The organism is Apilactobacillus apisilvae, from assembly GCF_023380225.1.
Lineage (GTDB): Bacteria > Bacillota > Bacilli > Lactobacillales > Lactobacillaceae > Apilactobacillus > Apilactobacillus apisilvae.
This window is the reverse complement of sequence record NZ_CP093362.1, coordinates 1,319,377-1,339,297: the sequence shown is the minus strand read 5'-3', so window position 1 is coordinate 1,339,297 and position 19,921 is coordinate 1,319,377. Positions and strand designations below refer to the sequence as shown.

Sequence of the window (19,921 nt, the reverse complement as noted above, 5' to 3'; positions counted from 1 at the left end):
TATAATCATTAGCTTACTAAATATGTAAAAAAGTCCCAACCTAATTAATTTAGATTGGGACTTTTTATAAAAGATAGATAATTAGTTATCTAATTTCCTTAACAATTGTCTTGTTACTTGAAATATAGCGACCATCGCCTAGATAGAATCTGGTAATGCGACCTAGTTTTTCAATTCCCTTAACTTTTAGAACTGATCCCTTACGCATATTCTTTACAGCAGTCTTCTTATTGAATTGTTTACTGTTATATGTGTAAGTTCCTTTAGGCTTAATTACACGAATTCTCTTATTAACTTTAACGAACTTAGCTTTATTGTCATTGCTAAATTGTTCTTGATCATTGTGACGATAGTATACATCAGCAACTGACTTACCGTTAGCTGGAATCCAACCACCGTTAACTTTGTAAACTACTTGACCTTTATCGTTAATCTTATATCCTTCAACCTTAAATACGTGACGTTCGTACAATACGGTCTTAGCGTATTTAGTTCCTCTAGTCTTACGATCTAAGACTGGTGAACTATGACGATAAATCTTCTTCAAATTATATACATAACGTGGCATAGTCTTCTTGATTTGAGCTTCGTATGCTTTCTTATAAGCATTAATGTAAGCCTTAGATTCATGCTTAAAGTTAGGTAAATCTCTTCTTACATTTCCAGCGTTTTCACCAGCCTTAGTTGCAGTTGTAAATTGCTTATGTCCAGCTTCATATCCAGCTTTATAAGAAGCATCATTTGTATTGACCTTCTTACCATTAGCACCAGCAGCATAACCAGCCTTAGCTTTATTATAAGCATCATTAAATGCATTTTGATATGCAGCTGACTTATTAGCTAACCCTTTGGTATTAGCTTTGTATGACTTGCCATTAAGGGCAGCCTTAATACCGGCATTTTTACCAGCTGGATTATTAGCAATATTATTATGATTATTATTTGAACCATTATTATTGCCATTTTGGTTGTTACCATTATTTCCATTATTACCATTTGATGAATTATTGTCAGTGTTATTAACACCGCCACCACCAAATGGAATAAAATTATCATAACCAGCTTTGTTAGCAGCTGTGTTCTTCTTAGCAACATCACTATCAGTATCACCATTTAAACCAGCATTATATGCATTTTTAGCATCTTCATATGCGGTCTTTTCTGGATCATTTGGATACATCTTAGAATTATCTTTGCCATCTTTAGCGTCAGTAATTCCTTGACGAGCTGCTTTACCAGTTTCATTTGCCACTGGATTATCGCTGTTATCTTTACCATTTAATCCATCATTATATGCATTTTTAGCTATATTATATGCATTTTCTGCAGCAGGATTATTACTGTATTGACTAGCATTATTAGCTCCAGTTTGACCATCAGTAGCTCCTTGTGCAGCTGCTTTACCAGCTTCATTAGCATATGGATTTGAATTATTGGTCTTACCATTCAAACCATCATTGTATGCTTGCTTGGCATTGTTATAAGCGGTCTTTTCTGGATCATTTGGATATGAACTATTAGCTCCGGTTTGACCATCAATAACAGCTTGTCTTGCTGCTTGTCCAGCTTTATTGGCATCAGGATTATCATTTGCAGATGAAGTATTAGTTTTATCATTTAAACCATCATTAAATGATTGCTTAGCAGTATTATAAGCAATTTGTGCTGATGGATTATTACTGTATTGGCCAGAATTGTCAGCTCCAGTTTGAGCATCAGTAGTTCCTTGATCTGCTGCTTGTCCAGCTTGATATGCTTGATTTTGATCAGCACCTGGTTGACCCGATGCAGGCATTCCTGAATTATTTTTACCAGCTTTAGCGGCTTCATATGCATTATTGTAATCAGCTGCATTTTTAGCTTTACTTGAATCAGATTTTTTACCAGCGATGGCATCAGCAATACCAGCCTTAGCATCCATACCAGCATTGTATGATGATGGGTTAGTATTATCAGCATTACTGCTATTACCACTTAAACCATCATTATATGCTTGTTTAGAATCGGCATATGCTTGTTTAGCAGTTGGGGTATTGTTATCGAATTGACCGGAATTATCCTTGCCTGTCTTACCATCACTAATTGCTTGTTGGGCAGCACGACCAGCTTGATATGCATTATTTTGACCAGCATTATCACCAGTTGCATCAGCACTTGCACCAGGAGTATTACCAGCTTTAGCAGCAGCGAATGCTTTATTATAAGCATCCGATTGACCAGAAGTTGGATTAGATTGACCTTTAATAGCATCAGCAATTCCTTGCTTAGCATCCATACCAGCTTGGTTGGCAACAGTATTCTTTTTAGCAGAATCGCTTGTAGAATCGCCGTTTAATCCATCATTGTAGGCAGACTGGGCATTTTTGTATGCGTTAATTTCATTACCATTGTAATCCTTTGAAATATTTTGTGTGTTATTAGCAGCATTATCAATACCCTTTTTGGCAGCTTGACCTGCATCATAAGCATTACTTTGATTATCAATGCCATCACCATAATTACCATTCATACCAGCATTAAAGTTCTTTTTAGCTTGATTATAAGCATTAATTTTAGAAGCATCACTTCCAAATCCTTGTTGATCACCATTTTCAGAAAAGTCACCATTGTTTGAAGCATTATCAATAGCTTTTTGTGCAGCAGATCCAATATTGTATGCACCTTTTTGTGACGAATAATTGTTAGGACTATATGAATTGTCATTCATACCTGCTTTAGTGGCATTAAATACATCGCTATTAGCACCATCAGTAGGGGTCTTTTGACCATCTAATGCATCTTGGATAGCTTTCTTTGCAGCTTGACCTTGCTTGTAGGCATCACTATTAGCATTTGGATATGAATTAGTGACCTTTCCATCTTTGTCTTTACCAATACCAGTACCATCTAAACCAGCTTGATAATCATTCTGTGCTTGTTGATATGAAACATTTTTAGCATTATCACCTTGTGGTTCACTACCCGATTGCTTATCTTTAATACCTTGGTTTGCAGCTTGACCATCTTGATAAGCTTTAGATTGATGTGAATCTGAAGTACCATTTGTAGATTGACCAGCGTTAAATCCGTCATTAAAGTCATTACCAGCTTTTTGATATGCTGATTTTTGATCATTATTATACTTATAATCATCTGGAGTTGTTCCTGATGTAAATTTACCAGAAGTTGCATCAGCAATTCCTTGATTTGTAGCTTGATCATTTAATCCAGCTTTATAAGCACTACTATTAGGATCATTTGATTTGCTACCGTTTAATCCATCACGGTAATCCTTTTGTGCTTGTTCATAGGCATCTTTTTGAGTTGATGAATTATATCCATGATCATTAGATGTCTTAGTAGGATCATTTTGTGCATCATTCAAACCTTGTTGAGCAGCTTGACCGGCTTGATATGCAACATTCTGGTTACCTTGTCCTACATCAGAAGCTGATTTAGAAGCATTAGCTGGATCATTACCGGCCTTAGATGCCTTATAAGCGTTAGTATAATCAGAGTTGCTATTCATCTGATTATTACCTGAAATACCATCAGTAATACCTTGCTTGTAATCTGCTCCAGCTTGATTTGCTGTAGGATTCAACTTAGCATCGGAACTTGTTTGGTCACCAGATAGTCCCTTATTAAATGCCTTTTGAGCATTATCATAAGATGTTTGATTTAATCCTTGAGCACTAGGTCTTTTATCAGTAGTTCCATTTTCACTAGCATTAATACCATCACGAGCGGCAGAACCAGCAGCATAAGCAGCGCTCTTAGATGAATCACTAGTATTTACATAAGATCCATCAGTTTTTTGTGTCATACCAGCGCTGTAATCTTTTTGTGCCAAATCATAAGCATCTTTTTGTTGTTGGGAGTAACCATTATAAACTGATGAATCACTTGACTTATCTTTACCTGATGAAGAATCTACAATAGCTTGATATGCAGCTTGGCCAGATTGATAAGCATCTTGATTACCATCTTTGGATGGATCATAGGTAGCTGATGGATTGTTAAATCCAGAACTAAATGATGCTTGTGCATCTGTGTAAGTATTTTGTTTAGTAGTCTGACCTTTATAATTAGAACTATTATTATTACCATTTATAGCATCTTTAATAGCTTGTGGAACAACCGCTACATTTTGACCAGCTTGATAAGCTTGATTTTGCTTGTAATCAACGGAACCATTATCAGTAGCTGTACCACTTGGGTTAGCTTTACCATCTAGGTATGCTTGATATGCAGCTTCATAAACTTTGTGTTGGTTAGATGTCCAGTCATTACCACTTGGTTTATATGAACTACTATTGTAGCTACTGTCATTTGAAGATTCAGCAGAATTTACATCTGAATACTTACCACTTTGTGCATCTTGTACAGCAGCTTGAGCGGCACGACCTTGATTGTAAGCATCACCTTGGTTATTGTTTAAAGCATCTTCTCGAGAAGAATTATTATCATCGGATGTAGTTGTACCATTAAATCCACCATTATAAGCTTTTTTAGCATTTGTATAAGCATCGTATAATTGTGTTGTAGCTTGAGGATTACTATCTCTATCTTTAGATTGTGGATAATTATGAGCGTTATCACTCTTACCAGAAGCTGCATCAGTAATTCCTGCTTGAGTAGCTGCACTGGTTTGTCCTGCTTGATATGCTAATACGTTAGCTTGAGCATCACTTGCATTGGTTGATGCTGAATTAGCATCTTTTCCGGCATTATCTGGACTAGTACCTGCTTTATATGCTTTATACGCTTGGTTATATGCATCTTTTTGTTGTTGAGTCCAATTTGAACTGTTAGCAGGTGTACCCGGTGTAGCAGAAGATCCACTAGCAGATGCATCTTGAACCGCCTGTTGTGCTGCTTTACCTTGGTTGTAGGCATCACCAGAATTAGGATCACTTACTGATGATGAATTTGGTTGTTGATTAAATCCACCCTTGTAAGCATTGTATGCATTCTTAGCAGCATCAGAATTATTTGATTTTTTCAAATCGTCGAGTGATTTACCAGCTTTAGCAGCATCGATACCTTCTTGTGAAGCATTAGCATCTTTTCCTGCTTGATTAATTACGGATTGGTTATTATTAGAATCAGCATCACCAGCAGCATTGTCTTTATTTTGAGAGTTTTTTCCATTTTTATATGCTGTATAAGCTTGATTATATGCATCCTTTTGTGCTTGAGTACCATTTGTAGGATATCCCTTTGAGTATGCACTATTTTGATGACCTTGGGAATCTGTAGAATCATGATTGGTGTCACCATCCTGCTTAGCAGCTTGCATCCCATTATATGCAGCTTGCCCAGCATTATATGCATTCATTTGATTTTTATCATTATTAGATGCTGGTTGACCATTCATACCATCTTGGGCAGCTTTTTTGGCAGCGTCATATGAAGATTGATCTGATGGTGTTTGAGATGGGGTACTCTTCCCAGTATAAGCATCCTTAATAGCTTGATTTGCAGAATTTCCAGCATTATAAGATGCTTTATCATTTTGACCATCAGTAGGTTCTCCAGAACCATTTAATCCATTATTATATGATTTATTAGCTCTATCATATGCAGCTTTTTGTTGTTCATTAAGCTTGTTATAACTACTATTTTGAGGATCAGTAGCATTCTTTCCATTTTGACCATTTGCTGCATCAGATTGACCGGCTTTAGCAGCTTGTCCATCTAAATATGCTTGACTATTATTAGGATTATTCTTGGCGGCATTATATGCTTTACCTTCATAAGAATCTGCGCCTGATGTGTCTTTTCTTCCAGCTCCAGCATTAAAGTTACCTTTAGCTGTATCATAAGCTTTCTTGGCAAATGAATCGGAGCCATTAAATGGATTTCCACTATAACTATCAGATGATTTATCATTACCAGCTTGGGCATCTAAAGCACCTTGTTTAGCAGCTAATCCAGCATTATATGCAGACCATTGTGGAGATGGATTTTCGTATTGAACACTTGTATCACCAGATAATCCAGCTTGTGTTGCTTTATAAGTAGCATTATATGAATCACTAGCATCGTTAGACTTATTAGGATCAGTATTATTAGTACCTTGACTTTGACCAGTTAAGGCATCATTAATACCATTGTATGCATTTTTACCATCTTGGTAAGCTTTGTAATCAGTATTATTAGTATCAAGATTTCCTGATGAATCTTTAGGTTGAGGTTGATTATTAGTATTACCATTTTGGGCATCTTGCATTCCATTAGCCATTTGCACACCATAATTATTGGCTAAATCAGATGGTTTAGTATTAGCTGTAACGTTAGGACTTTTCATTTGAGAATTATAACCGTTGTTAAAGCTAGAATGTGCTGCGGAATAATCAGGAGAACTGTTCTTTCCAGTATCATAATTATTATTAATAGTATCCTTAACTCCTTGGGCTTCATTCATACCCTTATTATAAATTGAGTTTGTAGAATTATTGCTATTTGCAGCTGTATCAGGATTACTACCAATATTATTATTAAATCCAGAGCTTAAATCTTTGCCAACTTGATTATATCCATCTTTATATTGGGATTTAGCAGGATCATCATTAGGCATTCCTGTATGATTTTCATTAGGTTGATTTACATTGTAATTACCGTTTGATAAATCATCAGTTCCTTGCTTATAACCATCATATGCATTGTTGTATGCATTTACATAATTATTTTTAAATTGGGATCCATCTTTACCATCAGCATAATTATTTTCATAGGCCTCAGTAGCTTCTGCATTTTTTGTGTTACTTGCAGCAGCATCATAGACACCATCACGAATACCATCATTTGCTGCTGATTCAGCAGTAATTGGTGCTTTGCTAGTAGAATTATTCAAATTAACAACACTACCATTGTCGGGCAATGTAACTGGTTTATAATCGCTTGTAGGGTTTACAGAATTAGTAGTCAAACCATTATCATTTGGATTTTGCTTATATGCAATTGTTTGAGTTTGTCCAGTAACAAAGTATTTAGCAGTAGCACTTAATGAATCTCCATCTTTACTTGGCACTTGAGAACTATCAAGTTGATATGTGAAAGCAATCCGATAAGTATTGTTATCAGTTTTGTCTATTTGTGGAATTTTTACATTATATGATCCATCAGATTGTCTTACATAAGTTAAATTTTGTTGTGATCCATTGGATCCAACTAGAACCATACTATCAGGTGAACCAATTGTATTAGTTTTCTCATCAATTTTATTTTGAATAGTTATATTAACATGACCATTGTTCCCACCATTATCTTGTTTAGAAGGTAGATTAGTTAAGATTAAATTACCATTCAAATCGCTATTACCATTAGTTTGATTTTGAACATTGATATGTCCATCAAAGTTGGCATTAGGAGTAGCATTTAATGATATATATTTTGCACCATAAGCACTGTCGGAACTGGGAACTGGTGAACCTGGTTTACCATCTGATTCTAATGGTACGTATTGAATTTTACTTCCATTAGTATTAGGAACGGTTAGTTTATAGTAGTATTGATCATTACCAGAATTTACTTGTGTACTACCTGGCTTATAACCCAATGCATAACTTACTGAGTAAGCGTTAATTTGATTAGTAAACAAGTAACCTGATCCATCTTGTTTGTAACTACCATCTTGATTGGTTAAAGGCTTAATTTGTAGATAAACACTCTTGCCAGGATTATCAACATTAAATTGACCATAGTTATATAGTAATGTTGGACTGTTTCCAGTACCATCAGTAACAATATTAAAGTTACCACGATTATTAATATTCAAGTTTGCTAAAACATTTAATAAATATCCACTAAAGTTACCTAAATTTTCTCCAGTAACATTAAAATTACCATCATTTGCAACTGTAATTGAACCAGCATTATAGTTAGCGTTAGTGACACCAGGAGTTCCATTTAAGTCAACACTTAAAGTACCACCATCGACAGTAATTTGGTTTTGAGCAGTTGAAAGATAAATACCTTGAGCTAATCCAGAAGCATTAGGACCAGCTTTAGGAATAATATTCAAATTTGCGCCTTTATTTACATAAATAGTACCATTGGATGTAAGACTATTTCTTAAGTAAACACCATTTGAACTATCACCACCAGAAGCTTGTCCTTGAGTAGTTCTCATAGGTACTAATTGCATATTAGAACCACTATCTAAAACCACATTACCAGTTAAGTTAAGGACAGTACCACCAGTAGTTGAGCCATAATAATTAGCACCGCTGTGTAATCTTAAGTTATTAGCTTCAAAGTTTTCTTGATTATCACCAAATACTGACTTACCAACACCACCAGTAACATTATCAGCACTATTAGAACCTTCAGTGATAACATTATTCTGGAAAGGACTTGTATAATTACCAACAGAAAAGACATTCAAATTACCATAAACATCCACGTTAGCATTAACACCTGAACTACTCATTAATTGAGGACCAACATAAGTAACGTTTGAATAATTTACTTGGGCAGTTCCTGTTTGAATTTTAAATGGGCCATAAAAGTTTGAACCATAAGCAGCATTAAAATTATTAAAACTAAATGATGATGTTTTATCACTGCTATAAGGAGTTACTAAGTATGAAATTCCATGAAAATCAGTAATATGATTTTGACCATCAAAAGTCATTGATTGACCATTCTTAGTATATTGAAGTGTAACATTAGTTTCACCATTTGATACTCCTACACCAGCAGCACTAGAATAATCAATATCCTTCAAAAACTTAATATTCTTAACGTCACCTTTTGATGTAACAGTATTAGTCAAAGGTGGATTTACAGTTCCAACACTACTTAAAGTACCTGTTAATGCACTATCAATTTGTTCAGCGTTGGAAACAAATGAGGTTCCATTTTGAACTTTTTTAACAACATCATTAAATCCTGCTTGATAATTAGTATCTGTTGATTGAGCAGTTGGATTAAAAATGCCTTGGCCTGTATCACCTAAGCTAGTATAAGTTAAATTATTAGAGCTATTAAATTGTTTTGCAATAGCATCTTGAGCACCACGATATGATTGATCATATGAGTTACCTAAATCAGCTTTTGGAGAATATGCATCGTTAACATTTTTACCATTCCAACGACCAGTTTCAGCATCATAAGTACCTTGAAGTGCTAAGAATTGAGTAACTCCTTGGTTAAATGCTGATCCGCTTGTAATATTAACTGTTTTAGATCCTGTTTTAGCAGCACCATTGTCATAGATAGTAGCTTGCTCGTTTTCTGTTTTAGGCATATTCTTTTGATCTTCACCCTTATTACTTTGAGAAGTTGGATCATAAGGAATAACAGCTGATTTGGAGCTATCAACACTATTGCTTCCACTATTTAATGTTGGATCAACACTATTAGGATTATTTCCATTTTGTGCATTATTTTTATTATAAGTAGTTACATTTTGAGTTCCATTTTGACTATTAGCATCATTGTAAACTTTCCATGCAGCTGCGGCACCGTTGTATCCATCTTGGTAATATGATGAATTAGTGTCAGCGCCTTTTACATCTTGTTTGTAATCATTATTAATGTCATTTTGATGAATGTCATTCCAATAAGCTTTAGCACCATTGTCAGATTGTGTTTTTTGATCATTATTTAGTTGTGAACTACTATCAGTAGAGTTACTTCTATTAGCTAATCCCATAACATCATTATTATGTTTCATAACTGATGCATTTGAAGTGCCTCCACTAGATGCATTTGAGGTTCCTGCACTGGATGTTGTTGAAGTGCCTCCACTAGATGCATTTGAGGTTCCTGCACTGGATGTTGTTGAAGTGCCTCCACTAGATGCATTTGAGGTTCCTGCACTGGATGTTGTTGAAGTGCCTCCACTGGATGCATTTGAGGTTCCTGCACTGGATGTTGTTGAAGTGCCTCCACTGGATGCATTTGAGGTTCCTGCACTGGATGTTGTTGAAGTGCCTCCACTGGATGCATTTGAGGTTCCTGCACTGGATGTTGTTGAAGTGCCTCCACTGGATGCATTTGAGGTTCCTGCACTGGATGTATTATCCGCATGTGCAACTACTGAACTAGTTGGTTGAGTCATATGTAGAGTTCCACTTACTGCAAACCCACCTAAAACTGCTAAAGAAGCAACAGATACAACGACCCATTGTTTCTTAACTTTTTTCATAATTTTTTTGTCATTTATTTTATTAAATTGATTTTTGTTATATTGCAATTTAACGACATCTCCTGTTCTATAAATGAATTAATATCTTTATTACGTCTATAATTTAACACCATAAGCATTAAAAAGTGTAATGATTTGCTCATATTTTTCCAATTATTTTTAAAAAAGTAAAAAAGCTACAAAAGCCGCAGTGACGGTTTTCGTAGCTCCATAAAATACATGTTTTATTAATGATAACACAATATAAAATTAAAGTAATAACATTTTGCTCATTAAATTTTAAGAAAAAAGGATATATCGTTTTAATTAGCGATATATCCTTTATTTATTAATAATTATTTCTTATTAATTTTTTCAACAATTGTCTTATTACTGGAAATATATTGACCATTACCAAGATAGAATCTAGTAATATGACCCAATTGTTCAACACTTTTAACTTCAAGTGTGGTTCCTTTTCTCATATTCTTAACAGCAGTTTTCTTATTAAAGTTCTTACTATTATAAATATAAGTACCTTGAGGTTTAATTACACGAATTTTTTGTGTTGATTTTCTAGCAGAATTAGTATTTTGATTATCATGACGATAGTACACATCATTAAATGATTTCTTATCAGCACTAATCCAACCCTTAGAAGTCTTGTAAACTAATTGACCCTTATCATTAATCTTGTATCCAGTAATTTTGAATGTTTCACGTTTGTACATTGCAGTCTTAGCATACTTATTTTCTCTGGTCTTACGAGTCATGCTAGGATTGTTATGACTGTAAACTTTCTTCAAGTTGTATACATAATGAGGAGTATTATATTTAACTTCTTTCTTAAATGCTTCTTTGTAAGCATCTGCATATGCTTGAGATTTGTTCTTAAAGCTAGGCAACTTAGTTAATTTGGAAGCAGCTTGCTTTCCAGCTTGCTTTCCATCATTAGTATTCTTAACGAATTGTTTCTTACCTGCTTTATAACCTTCTTGATAAGAAGAATCATATGAACCACTATAATGACCCTTTTTACCAGCATCAAATCCAGCTTTAGATTGATCATAAGCCTTCTTAAATGCTTTACGGTATTCAGGAGACTTATTAGCTAAATTAATGCTATTAGTAAATTTAGATTTACCATTAATAAGTGCATTTACCGCATCTTTAGCAGCTGCTTTTTCGTTTGAATTCTTTTGCTTAGCAGCATTTTGAGCTTCTTGATAAGCATTAGGTTTAGGACTGTTATTGTTATCATTCTCAGTCTTAGGGCTAAATGGAACAAAGTTAGCATAACCTGCTTTATTAACGGCTGGATTACCTTTAGCGTCAGCACTAGTAGTGTCACCATTAATACCAGCTTGGTAGGCCTTCTTAGCATTATCATATGCAGCTTTGGCGTCTGGATTACTGTTGTAGCTATCAGAATTATCCTTACCATTTTCAGCATCATTCATACCTTGACGAGCAGCTTTACCAATGTCATTAGCCTTAGTAGCTGAGGCGTTATCTTTATCACTATTGAATCCATCATTATATGCATTCATCGCTCTTTGATATGCATCATGAGCATTGGAATTATTATTATATGGACTTGCATCATTCTTACCAACTTGAGCATCAGCAGCAGCTTGACGAGCAGCTTTACCTGCTTCATTAGCAACTGGATTATCAGCATCATCATTACCATTTAATCCCTTATCAAATGCTTGTTTTGCCTTATTATAAGCATCTTTTTGAGGATTATCTGTATATGGATTATTCTTACCATTACCACTTTGAGCATCAATCATACCTTGACGAGCAGCTTGTCCAGCAGCATTAGCAGTAGGATTATCCTTAGATGCTTGCTTACTGTCACCACCATTCAAGCCATCATTGTAGGCTTGCTTAGCATCAGAATATGCTGATTGGGCTGCAGAGTTATCCTTGTATTGATCAGCACTGCCAGTACCAGTTTGAACATCCGCAATTCCCTTTTGAGCAGCTTGTCCAGCTTGGTATGCGGTGCTTTGATCATCTTTTTTAGCATCAGCAGCTGATTTATTAGCATTATCTACATTGTTACCAGCTTTAGCTGCATTAAAGGCATTATTATAATCTTCTGATTGAACAGCTGTTGGGTCAGTTTGACCCTTAATAGCATCCGCAATTCCTTGCTTAGCATCTAAACCAGCCTTGTTAGCAACACTGTTCTTCTTAGCATCAGCATTAGAATCATTACCGGCTAAACCAGCTTTGTAGGCAGCTTGAGCATTGTCATAAGAATCTTTGGCAAATGGATTACCATTGTAATTATCAACATTTGAAGTTTTATTAAAATCACCCTTATTAGCTTCAGCATCTTTATAACCATCTTTAGCAGCCTGACCTGCTTTATAAGCATCAGAAGACTCAGAAGTTTTATCATCTGTTTTATCAGCTAATCCCATATCAAAGTTATGTTCGGCATTATTGTAGGCATCAGTTTTATCTTTTTCATTGACATATTGGGTTTTACCAGGAGTTCCATTCAATGAATCATTAATTCCTTGATTTGCAGCTTGTCCAATATCATGAGCGGCTTGATAATTGTTATCATATGATTCGTTACCAGCTAAACCAGCTTTAGCAGCTTTATATGCTGGTGAATCAGAATGATCTTCTTTACCATTTAATGCAGAATCAATTGCATTTTTATCATTTTGACCTTGTTTAAATGCATCAGATTGACTATTAAATTTCTTTAAATCGTCTCCATTAGCTTTAGGATTATTAAATCCATCTTGATAATTTTGTTGAGCTTGATTATATGAATCAGACTTTGCATCTGTAGATTTTGTTTCAGATTGTTGGTCTTTAACGGCTTGTTTAGCATCTTTACCAGCTTTTTCACCAGATTGATATGCTGAATTATCTTTATCGATACTCTTATTACCGTAACCGTAGTCAAATCCATTAACCGCATTCTTATATGCATTTATTTGATTATCTACATTATTAATGTCTTTGCCATCAACTTGCTTAACTGGAGTATAAGAAGAACCATCTTCTTTAGCAACCCCATTAGATGCATCCTTAACACCTTGCTTAACGGCACGATCATTTAATCCTTCGCCATAACCATTACTGTTTACATTACCTGATTGTGCACTTAGACCATCTTGATAATCTTTCTTAGCTTGATTGTATTCACTTTGATGGTCTTTATTAAGATCTTTACCTGAATTGTCAGGATTATCTGTTGATTGAGCATCGCTTAAACCAGATTGATATGCTTTACCAGCATTATTGGCATAATTATTTTGGGCATTATTTTGATTATTCAATCCGGCTTTTGTAGCATCGTATGCTACTTTGGATACTTCAGTTGAATCGTCCTTTGGTTCAGAATCACCTCTAATTGCTGCATCAATACCAGACTTATCAGATTGACCTTCATTGAAGGCTTGAGTGGAATTATTAGGTTGTGGATTACCAGTTAAACCGGATTTATATGCTGATTGAGCATAAGTATAAGCATCTTTTTCTACTTGATTAGCACCATTTTTATCGTAAGATGTTTTACCATTAACATCTTTAGTGTCTTGGATTCCCTTTCTTGCCGCTAAGCCAATTTGGTAAGGAATACTGTTGTTTTTTTCATTATCTGTTGTAATTGATGAATCAGAACTATTTTTGCCAAATCCATATTGATATGCATTAAAGGCATTATCATAATAATTCTTTTGATCAGGTGAAAGATTGCCATCTGACATGTTACCAGTAGTTTTTGCATCACTAATTGCTTTGTTAACAATATCCACAGCTTTATGAATGTCATCAGAATTAGAATCCTTATTAGAATTTTCTAAAGAATAATTAAAGTTCTTTATGTTATTACTATAATCATTATCACCGTTACCAGTTTTACCATTAATAGCATCATTAATTGCTTCTGGTAACTGACCATCACCTTGCCCTTTATTATATGCAACTTTTTGACCATTAGGGGCAGAACCAGAATTAGGACTCTTCTTACCATCTAAATAAGCTTCATAAGCATTATCATAAGCAGTTTGTTGATTTGTAGTCCAGTCAGCACCACTAGGTTTATAATCATCACTGTTGTACATACTATCAGCAGATGAATTCTTGGATGAGTTAGGTTGGGTTGAATCTAAAGGTCTATTAGACCCATCATTACCAAATTTACCTGAACTTGCATCTTTGACCGCAGCTTGAGCAGCACGGCCTTGATTATAGGCATCCATTTGACTTGGATCAGATTTTATGGTTTCGGTAGGTTGTCCATTATTACTACCTTCATATCCAGCTTTATAGGCATTATAGCCATTATTTAACGTCTTACTATAATCATTATTTTTAAGAGTAGGTCCATCTTCATTATTAACATATTTATCTATACCTGATTTTGTAGCTTCATACTTTTGACCAGTTTGGTATGCTAATGATGCGCTTGTATCGACCGTATTATGATCATTAGAAGATGATAATTTATTTCTTTCTTTATTGCCATCTTTAAAGTCATTTTGAGCTTGATCATAAGCTTCTTTGTTATAAGTTGTATTTTTATCTTGTGAATCTTTTTGATCATTTGGATTACCTGGCTCGTTTTGTTGGCCATTTTCAGCATCTTGAATACCCTTTAAAGCATCTTTACCAACGTTGTAAGCATATCCTTGATTATGATCAACAGATGATTGATTAGATTGTTGAGTTAAACCAGCATTGTAGGCATCTTGAGCTTGATTATAAACAGTTAGTTGATTTTTGTCATTATTGGAAGGTCTATAAGTATTTGTATGATAAATAGCATCATGAATAGCATTATCAGTAGTTTCTGAATCTTTAGCTATTTGGTAAGGAACCGTTGATTCATTAGGATTTTGATTGCCATCACTTATTGGATTTTGACCAGGTCTATCATTATTTTCATTTTTACCATCAACAATTTTTGCTAATCCATCCTTATATGCAGTATAAGCTTTATCATAATTTGAATGTTGAGATGATCCTTCAGTATATGAATTTGAATATGCAGATGATTTATCCTGTTTTAATTCTCCATGATTTAACCCATTTGTATTATCTTGTTTAGCAGCCTGCATCCCATCATACATAGCTTTACCATTATCATAAGCATTTTGTTGTTGCTTATCCAGATTAGATTTTGCTTGACCGTTCATTCCATCTTCGGCAGCTCGTTTAGCAGCATCATAAGAATTTGTGTCTGGACCTTTTTGTTTATCGTCATTTGAAGGATTTCCATTTGAAAATGCATCATCAATACCATCTTTAGCTGACATTCCGGCATTATTTGCTGCTTGGTCAGCTTTAGCATCACCAGTTGTATTATCACCAGTTAAGCCCTTATTGTATGCTTTCTTAGCATTATCATAGGCTGTTCTTTGAGTATCGTTATAAGTGCTACCATCAGAATTATTAGGATAACTACCATTTTTATCTCCCTTAGTAGCAGCTTGTTGTCCGGCTTGAGCAGCTAAACCATCTTTATAGGCTTGACTGTTAGTATCAGGTGTAGATGCACCATTACTTCTACCAGCACCAGCGTTAAAGTTTCCTTTAGCATTATCATAAGCTTTTTGTGCAAATGAATCTTCACTAGGTCTATTACTATACGAATCTGCTTGAGCATCGGTAGAACCTTTTCTAGCAGCTTGTCCAGCTTCGTATGCTGAATATTGTGGTGAAGGATTAGTATATTTTTCTGGATTATTTGAACTATCTGTTAATCCCTTTTGTGCAGCTTCATATGCTGAATTATATTCATCGTTATTACTCTTATAGTCTTCATTCTTACCTTTATTTTGGCCCGTTAACGCATCGTTCATACCATTATATGCATTCTTACCATCATTATAAGCTTGATAATCACTGCTATCTTTATCGCTAGGTTCATTAAAACCTTTATTACCATTAGCAGCTTTCATACCATTAAGCATGTTTTTTCCATAATTGTAAGCTGTATTTTGATTATCTTTTGTATTATTATAACCATTTTTAGTTGAATCGTATGCATTATTATAAATGTCTTGGTTAACATTATTATTTTGCGTTTGATCAACTGAAGATGAGTTTTTATCCTTGCCACTTAGGTAATCACTAGTTCCTTTACCAGCAACATATCCCTTAGTATAACCATTACTTGCATCTGCAACTGCATTTTTGGCTTCAGCACCATCTTTATAACCGTTACTTGCTTCATCATAACCAGATTTATAAGAAGAACTATTACCATTGTAATTAGATTTATCCTTAGATTGACCAGCTATATAGTCATTAGTACCAGCATTACTTTGGGCAGCTTGATAACCTTGATCAAAAGCTTCAGTAGCTTGCTTATCTTTAGCTATCTTATAACTATTGTCATCTGTTGTATTATAATTATCACTAATATTATTATCAGGTTTCTTAACATAAGCTTCATAACCTGCTATAGCACTATTATAACTATTAGCATACAAATCATTATCGTTATAAAGATCATTATTCTTATAATTTGAACTATTAAAATCTTTGTCATTAATAGCATCTTTAATTCCTCGACGAGCATATGAGTTGTCAGAATTTAAAATTTGAATTGGTCTACTACCATCAGGAGAAACTCCGCCATTTTCTCCGGGATTGTTACTATATGATTGAGCATCAATTGTTTCTTTACTATAATTATCGTCTTTATCATGTAAATTGATAGTGATACCTTGTATACCATATTTAATAGTTGTTGAAACATTATCAGGCTTACCACTTAAACCATTAACAGTTTGAGTAAATGGAACTAATGTACCATTAGAAATGTTTGGAATTACATTATTGTATTTAGTATTATCATCAAAATCCCTTTGTTGAATTGTATTATTAGTTTCATTACTATCAGCTTTACTTCTTAAGTAAATGCCATTATCGTTTTTATCTAGTTCTTCTGCTCTATCAACAACTAAATTCCCTGTAATAGTAACAGTACCATCATCATTATATTTAGCATTCACTGGACCAGAAACAGAAACTGATGGTGCTCTATAAATTGATACTTCATTTTTACCTTTAGTGCTACCATTATATGTCTTACCATTACCACTAATACCTGTAATTGTGCCATTAGCATTTACATTGTATTGATAATAAAGTTGTTTATTATTTCGATTATCATCGACGGCAACAGTACTAGTATTCATTGTTCCGCTAGATACTAATTGACCATTTTCATTAGTTTTTAGAAGAATTCCTTTATTACCAGGATCATTAACACTAATAGATCCATTTAATAATGTAATAGGATTTTGATTATTTTGACTTCCATCAATAATCAAATTACCACTAGCAATGTTAAATTGATTACCAGTCGAGGCATTTAGCAATCCACTACTATAACTTCCATTAGCATTTGATAATTTAATCTGCATTAATCCATTATTAGTAACATTGATTTTACCTTTATTAATTATGAGTGGATTGTTTCCATAACTATCACCACTAAATTCAATGTTAATGTTACCACCATTAGAGTTAATATTACCATTGTTATAAATACCAGAACCGTAGTTTCCACCAAAATTATAATCTTTATTATAAATAACATTTAAGTTAGACTCTTTATTCAAATTCATAGTAGAGTCACTATTATCTATATAAACACCTGAATTGTATCCACTACTACTGTTGTTAATACTCTTACCGCCAGTAAGTAATGTCATATTTGAATTTCTTCCAAGAGTTAATGTTCCACCATTAAATACTTGAACAAGATCAGATCCGCCCAAGTTTTGGAAGTTAGTATCACCATAGTAACTAGCACCTGGTAATAATGTCATATTACTTGCCTCAATATTTTGTTGAGGAGTATTTACAACAACATTAGTAGTAAATGGTGAGTGATAGGAGTCTACTAACATAACATTATTCTTACCAGCAAAATTAACTTTAGTGGTTCTAGCACTAATAAGTTGAACTCCTACATAGTTAATATTTTTATAATTAATTGTAGAATTTGTTGTTTGAAAAGATACAGGTCCATAGTAACCATTACCATAAATAGTCTTAAAATTATTCATGCTAAGACTACTTTGTGAATTAGTATCACTAGGATTGAAACGATATTGCATATTTTTAAAATCAGCAATATGATTTTGACCATCAATATTAACATTAATAACGCCTGAAGGAGTTATTTGTTTATCAACAGTAGTATAGTTGGCATTATTTGAAGCAATTCCATTAACATTACTATAATCAATATCATTTATAATTTTTACATTACTCTTAACTTGATTGTTACTTAATAAGTTATCTAATTGATATCCATTAGAAACAAATGCAGTACTATTATCATTAATTTCATTTTTTACGTTATTATAACCAATTTTATAAAATTGATTTTCAGATAAGCTGACATCACTAATGTTACCATTTGTATTACTTAATTTAGTTGAAGCTTGATTCCCTGTCCACTGGCTTTCAGCAGCAGTTTTAGCACCTTGATACCCCTTATAATATGCACTTTTAGTATCTGGTTGGCTATCCATATAATAATCATGAGTAGGATCATTTTGAGAATTGCTTTCATTAGATCCATTATTGTCACTAGCTTTAGTACCCTTCCATTTACCAGATTCATAATCAATAGCAGCTTGATTAGCTAAGAAATAATTATATCCATAAGCATAAGTATCAGCGTTTATTCCCTCTAATTTAGTATTTTGAGGTGTAGTTGCACTAACATTGCTATCACTAGGAACACGCACATCATTATTTTGGACACTTGAATTAGTACTTTTTCCATTAGCATCTGTACCATTAAATTGCTTCTTTAAATCACTATCATAGTTCTTTGCACTATTACTTGCATCACTTGGATTATCTGCACCACCAGAATGGTCATCATTACTAATATTTGATGAGGAGTTAGTATTTGCACCACCATCTTTTTTAGAATTGTTCTGGCTATCTGAAACAGAATTATCATAAGATGTGTAATCCTTATCACTAGTACCTTGATTATTAATAGAATTATTATAGTCAGCTTTAGCCTGATTGGATCCATCGTATGAAGAATTATAATAGTTATTATCCTTATATTGATCATCCTTAACCTTACCATTAATGGCATCTTGGGCACCTTGATCAATAATAGTCTTATTGTCATTTGCTAATTGTGCACCATAATCGTATGAATCTTTTTTACCAGTATTATCTTGTTTATCACTGTTAGATTTGTCTTGATTTTGGTTATTCAATTTATCATTAAAACCATCTTTAGTTTTATCATAGTCTTTTTGGTTACCATCATTATCCGTTGAATTTGATGAAGCACCTTCATAATTTTTGGCACCTTGATTAGGACCTTGGGTGTTATTACTAGTTTGTGGCTGAGTAGTGCTACCACTACCGGCATTAGAGCCATTAGGTAGCGTAGATGATTTACCACTACTATTAACAGCTACGTTTTCATGATCTGGGGTATATGGTGCATCACCTTTTTTGTTATCAACATTTGTAGATGCTTTATTATTAGCACTACTTGCATCCTTCTTAGTAGCATCTGATGCTTTTTGTTGATCAGTTTCACCTTGTGGTTCTTCTTGTTGCTTTGATTGAACTGTTGAATCTGATGTTCCATCATCAGCATGTGCAACCACTGAACTTGGTTGAGTCATTGATAGAGTTCCACTTACAGCGAATCCACCTAAGACTGCTAAAGAAGCCATGGATACAACGACCCATTGCTTCTTTACTTTTTTCATTATTTTCTTATCATTTACTTTATTAAATTGCTTCTTATTATATTGCAACTAACGACAC

General features: G+C 33.9%; 2 protein-coding genes. Both read right to left on the bottom strand.

The features are described 5' to 3' along the window. Positions 1–85: 85 nt before the first annotated feature. Positions 86–10,186, bottom strand: a complete 10,101-nt coding sequence (locus tag MOO46_RS06720) for a DUF5776 domain-containing protein (RefSeq protein ID WP_249510911.1) — start codon at positions 10,184–10,186, stop codon at positions 86–88. Between the two features lie 287 nt (positions 10,187–10,473). Next, on the bottom strand, positions 10,474–19,911 hold the full coding sequence (locus tag MOO46_RS06715; protein ID WP_249510910.1) for a DUF5776 domain-containing protein: 9,438 nt from the start codon (positions 19,909–19,911) through the stop codon (positions 10,474–10,476). Between the last annotated feature and the right edge of the window lie 10 nt (positions 19,912–19,921).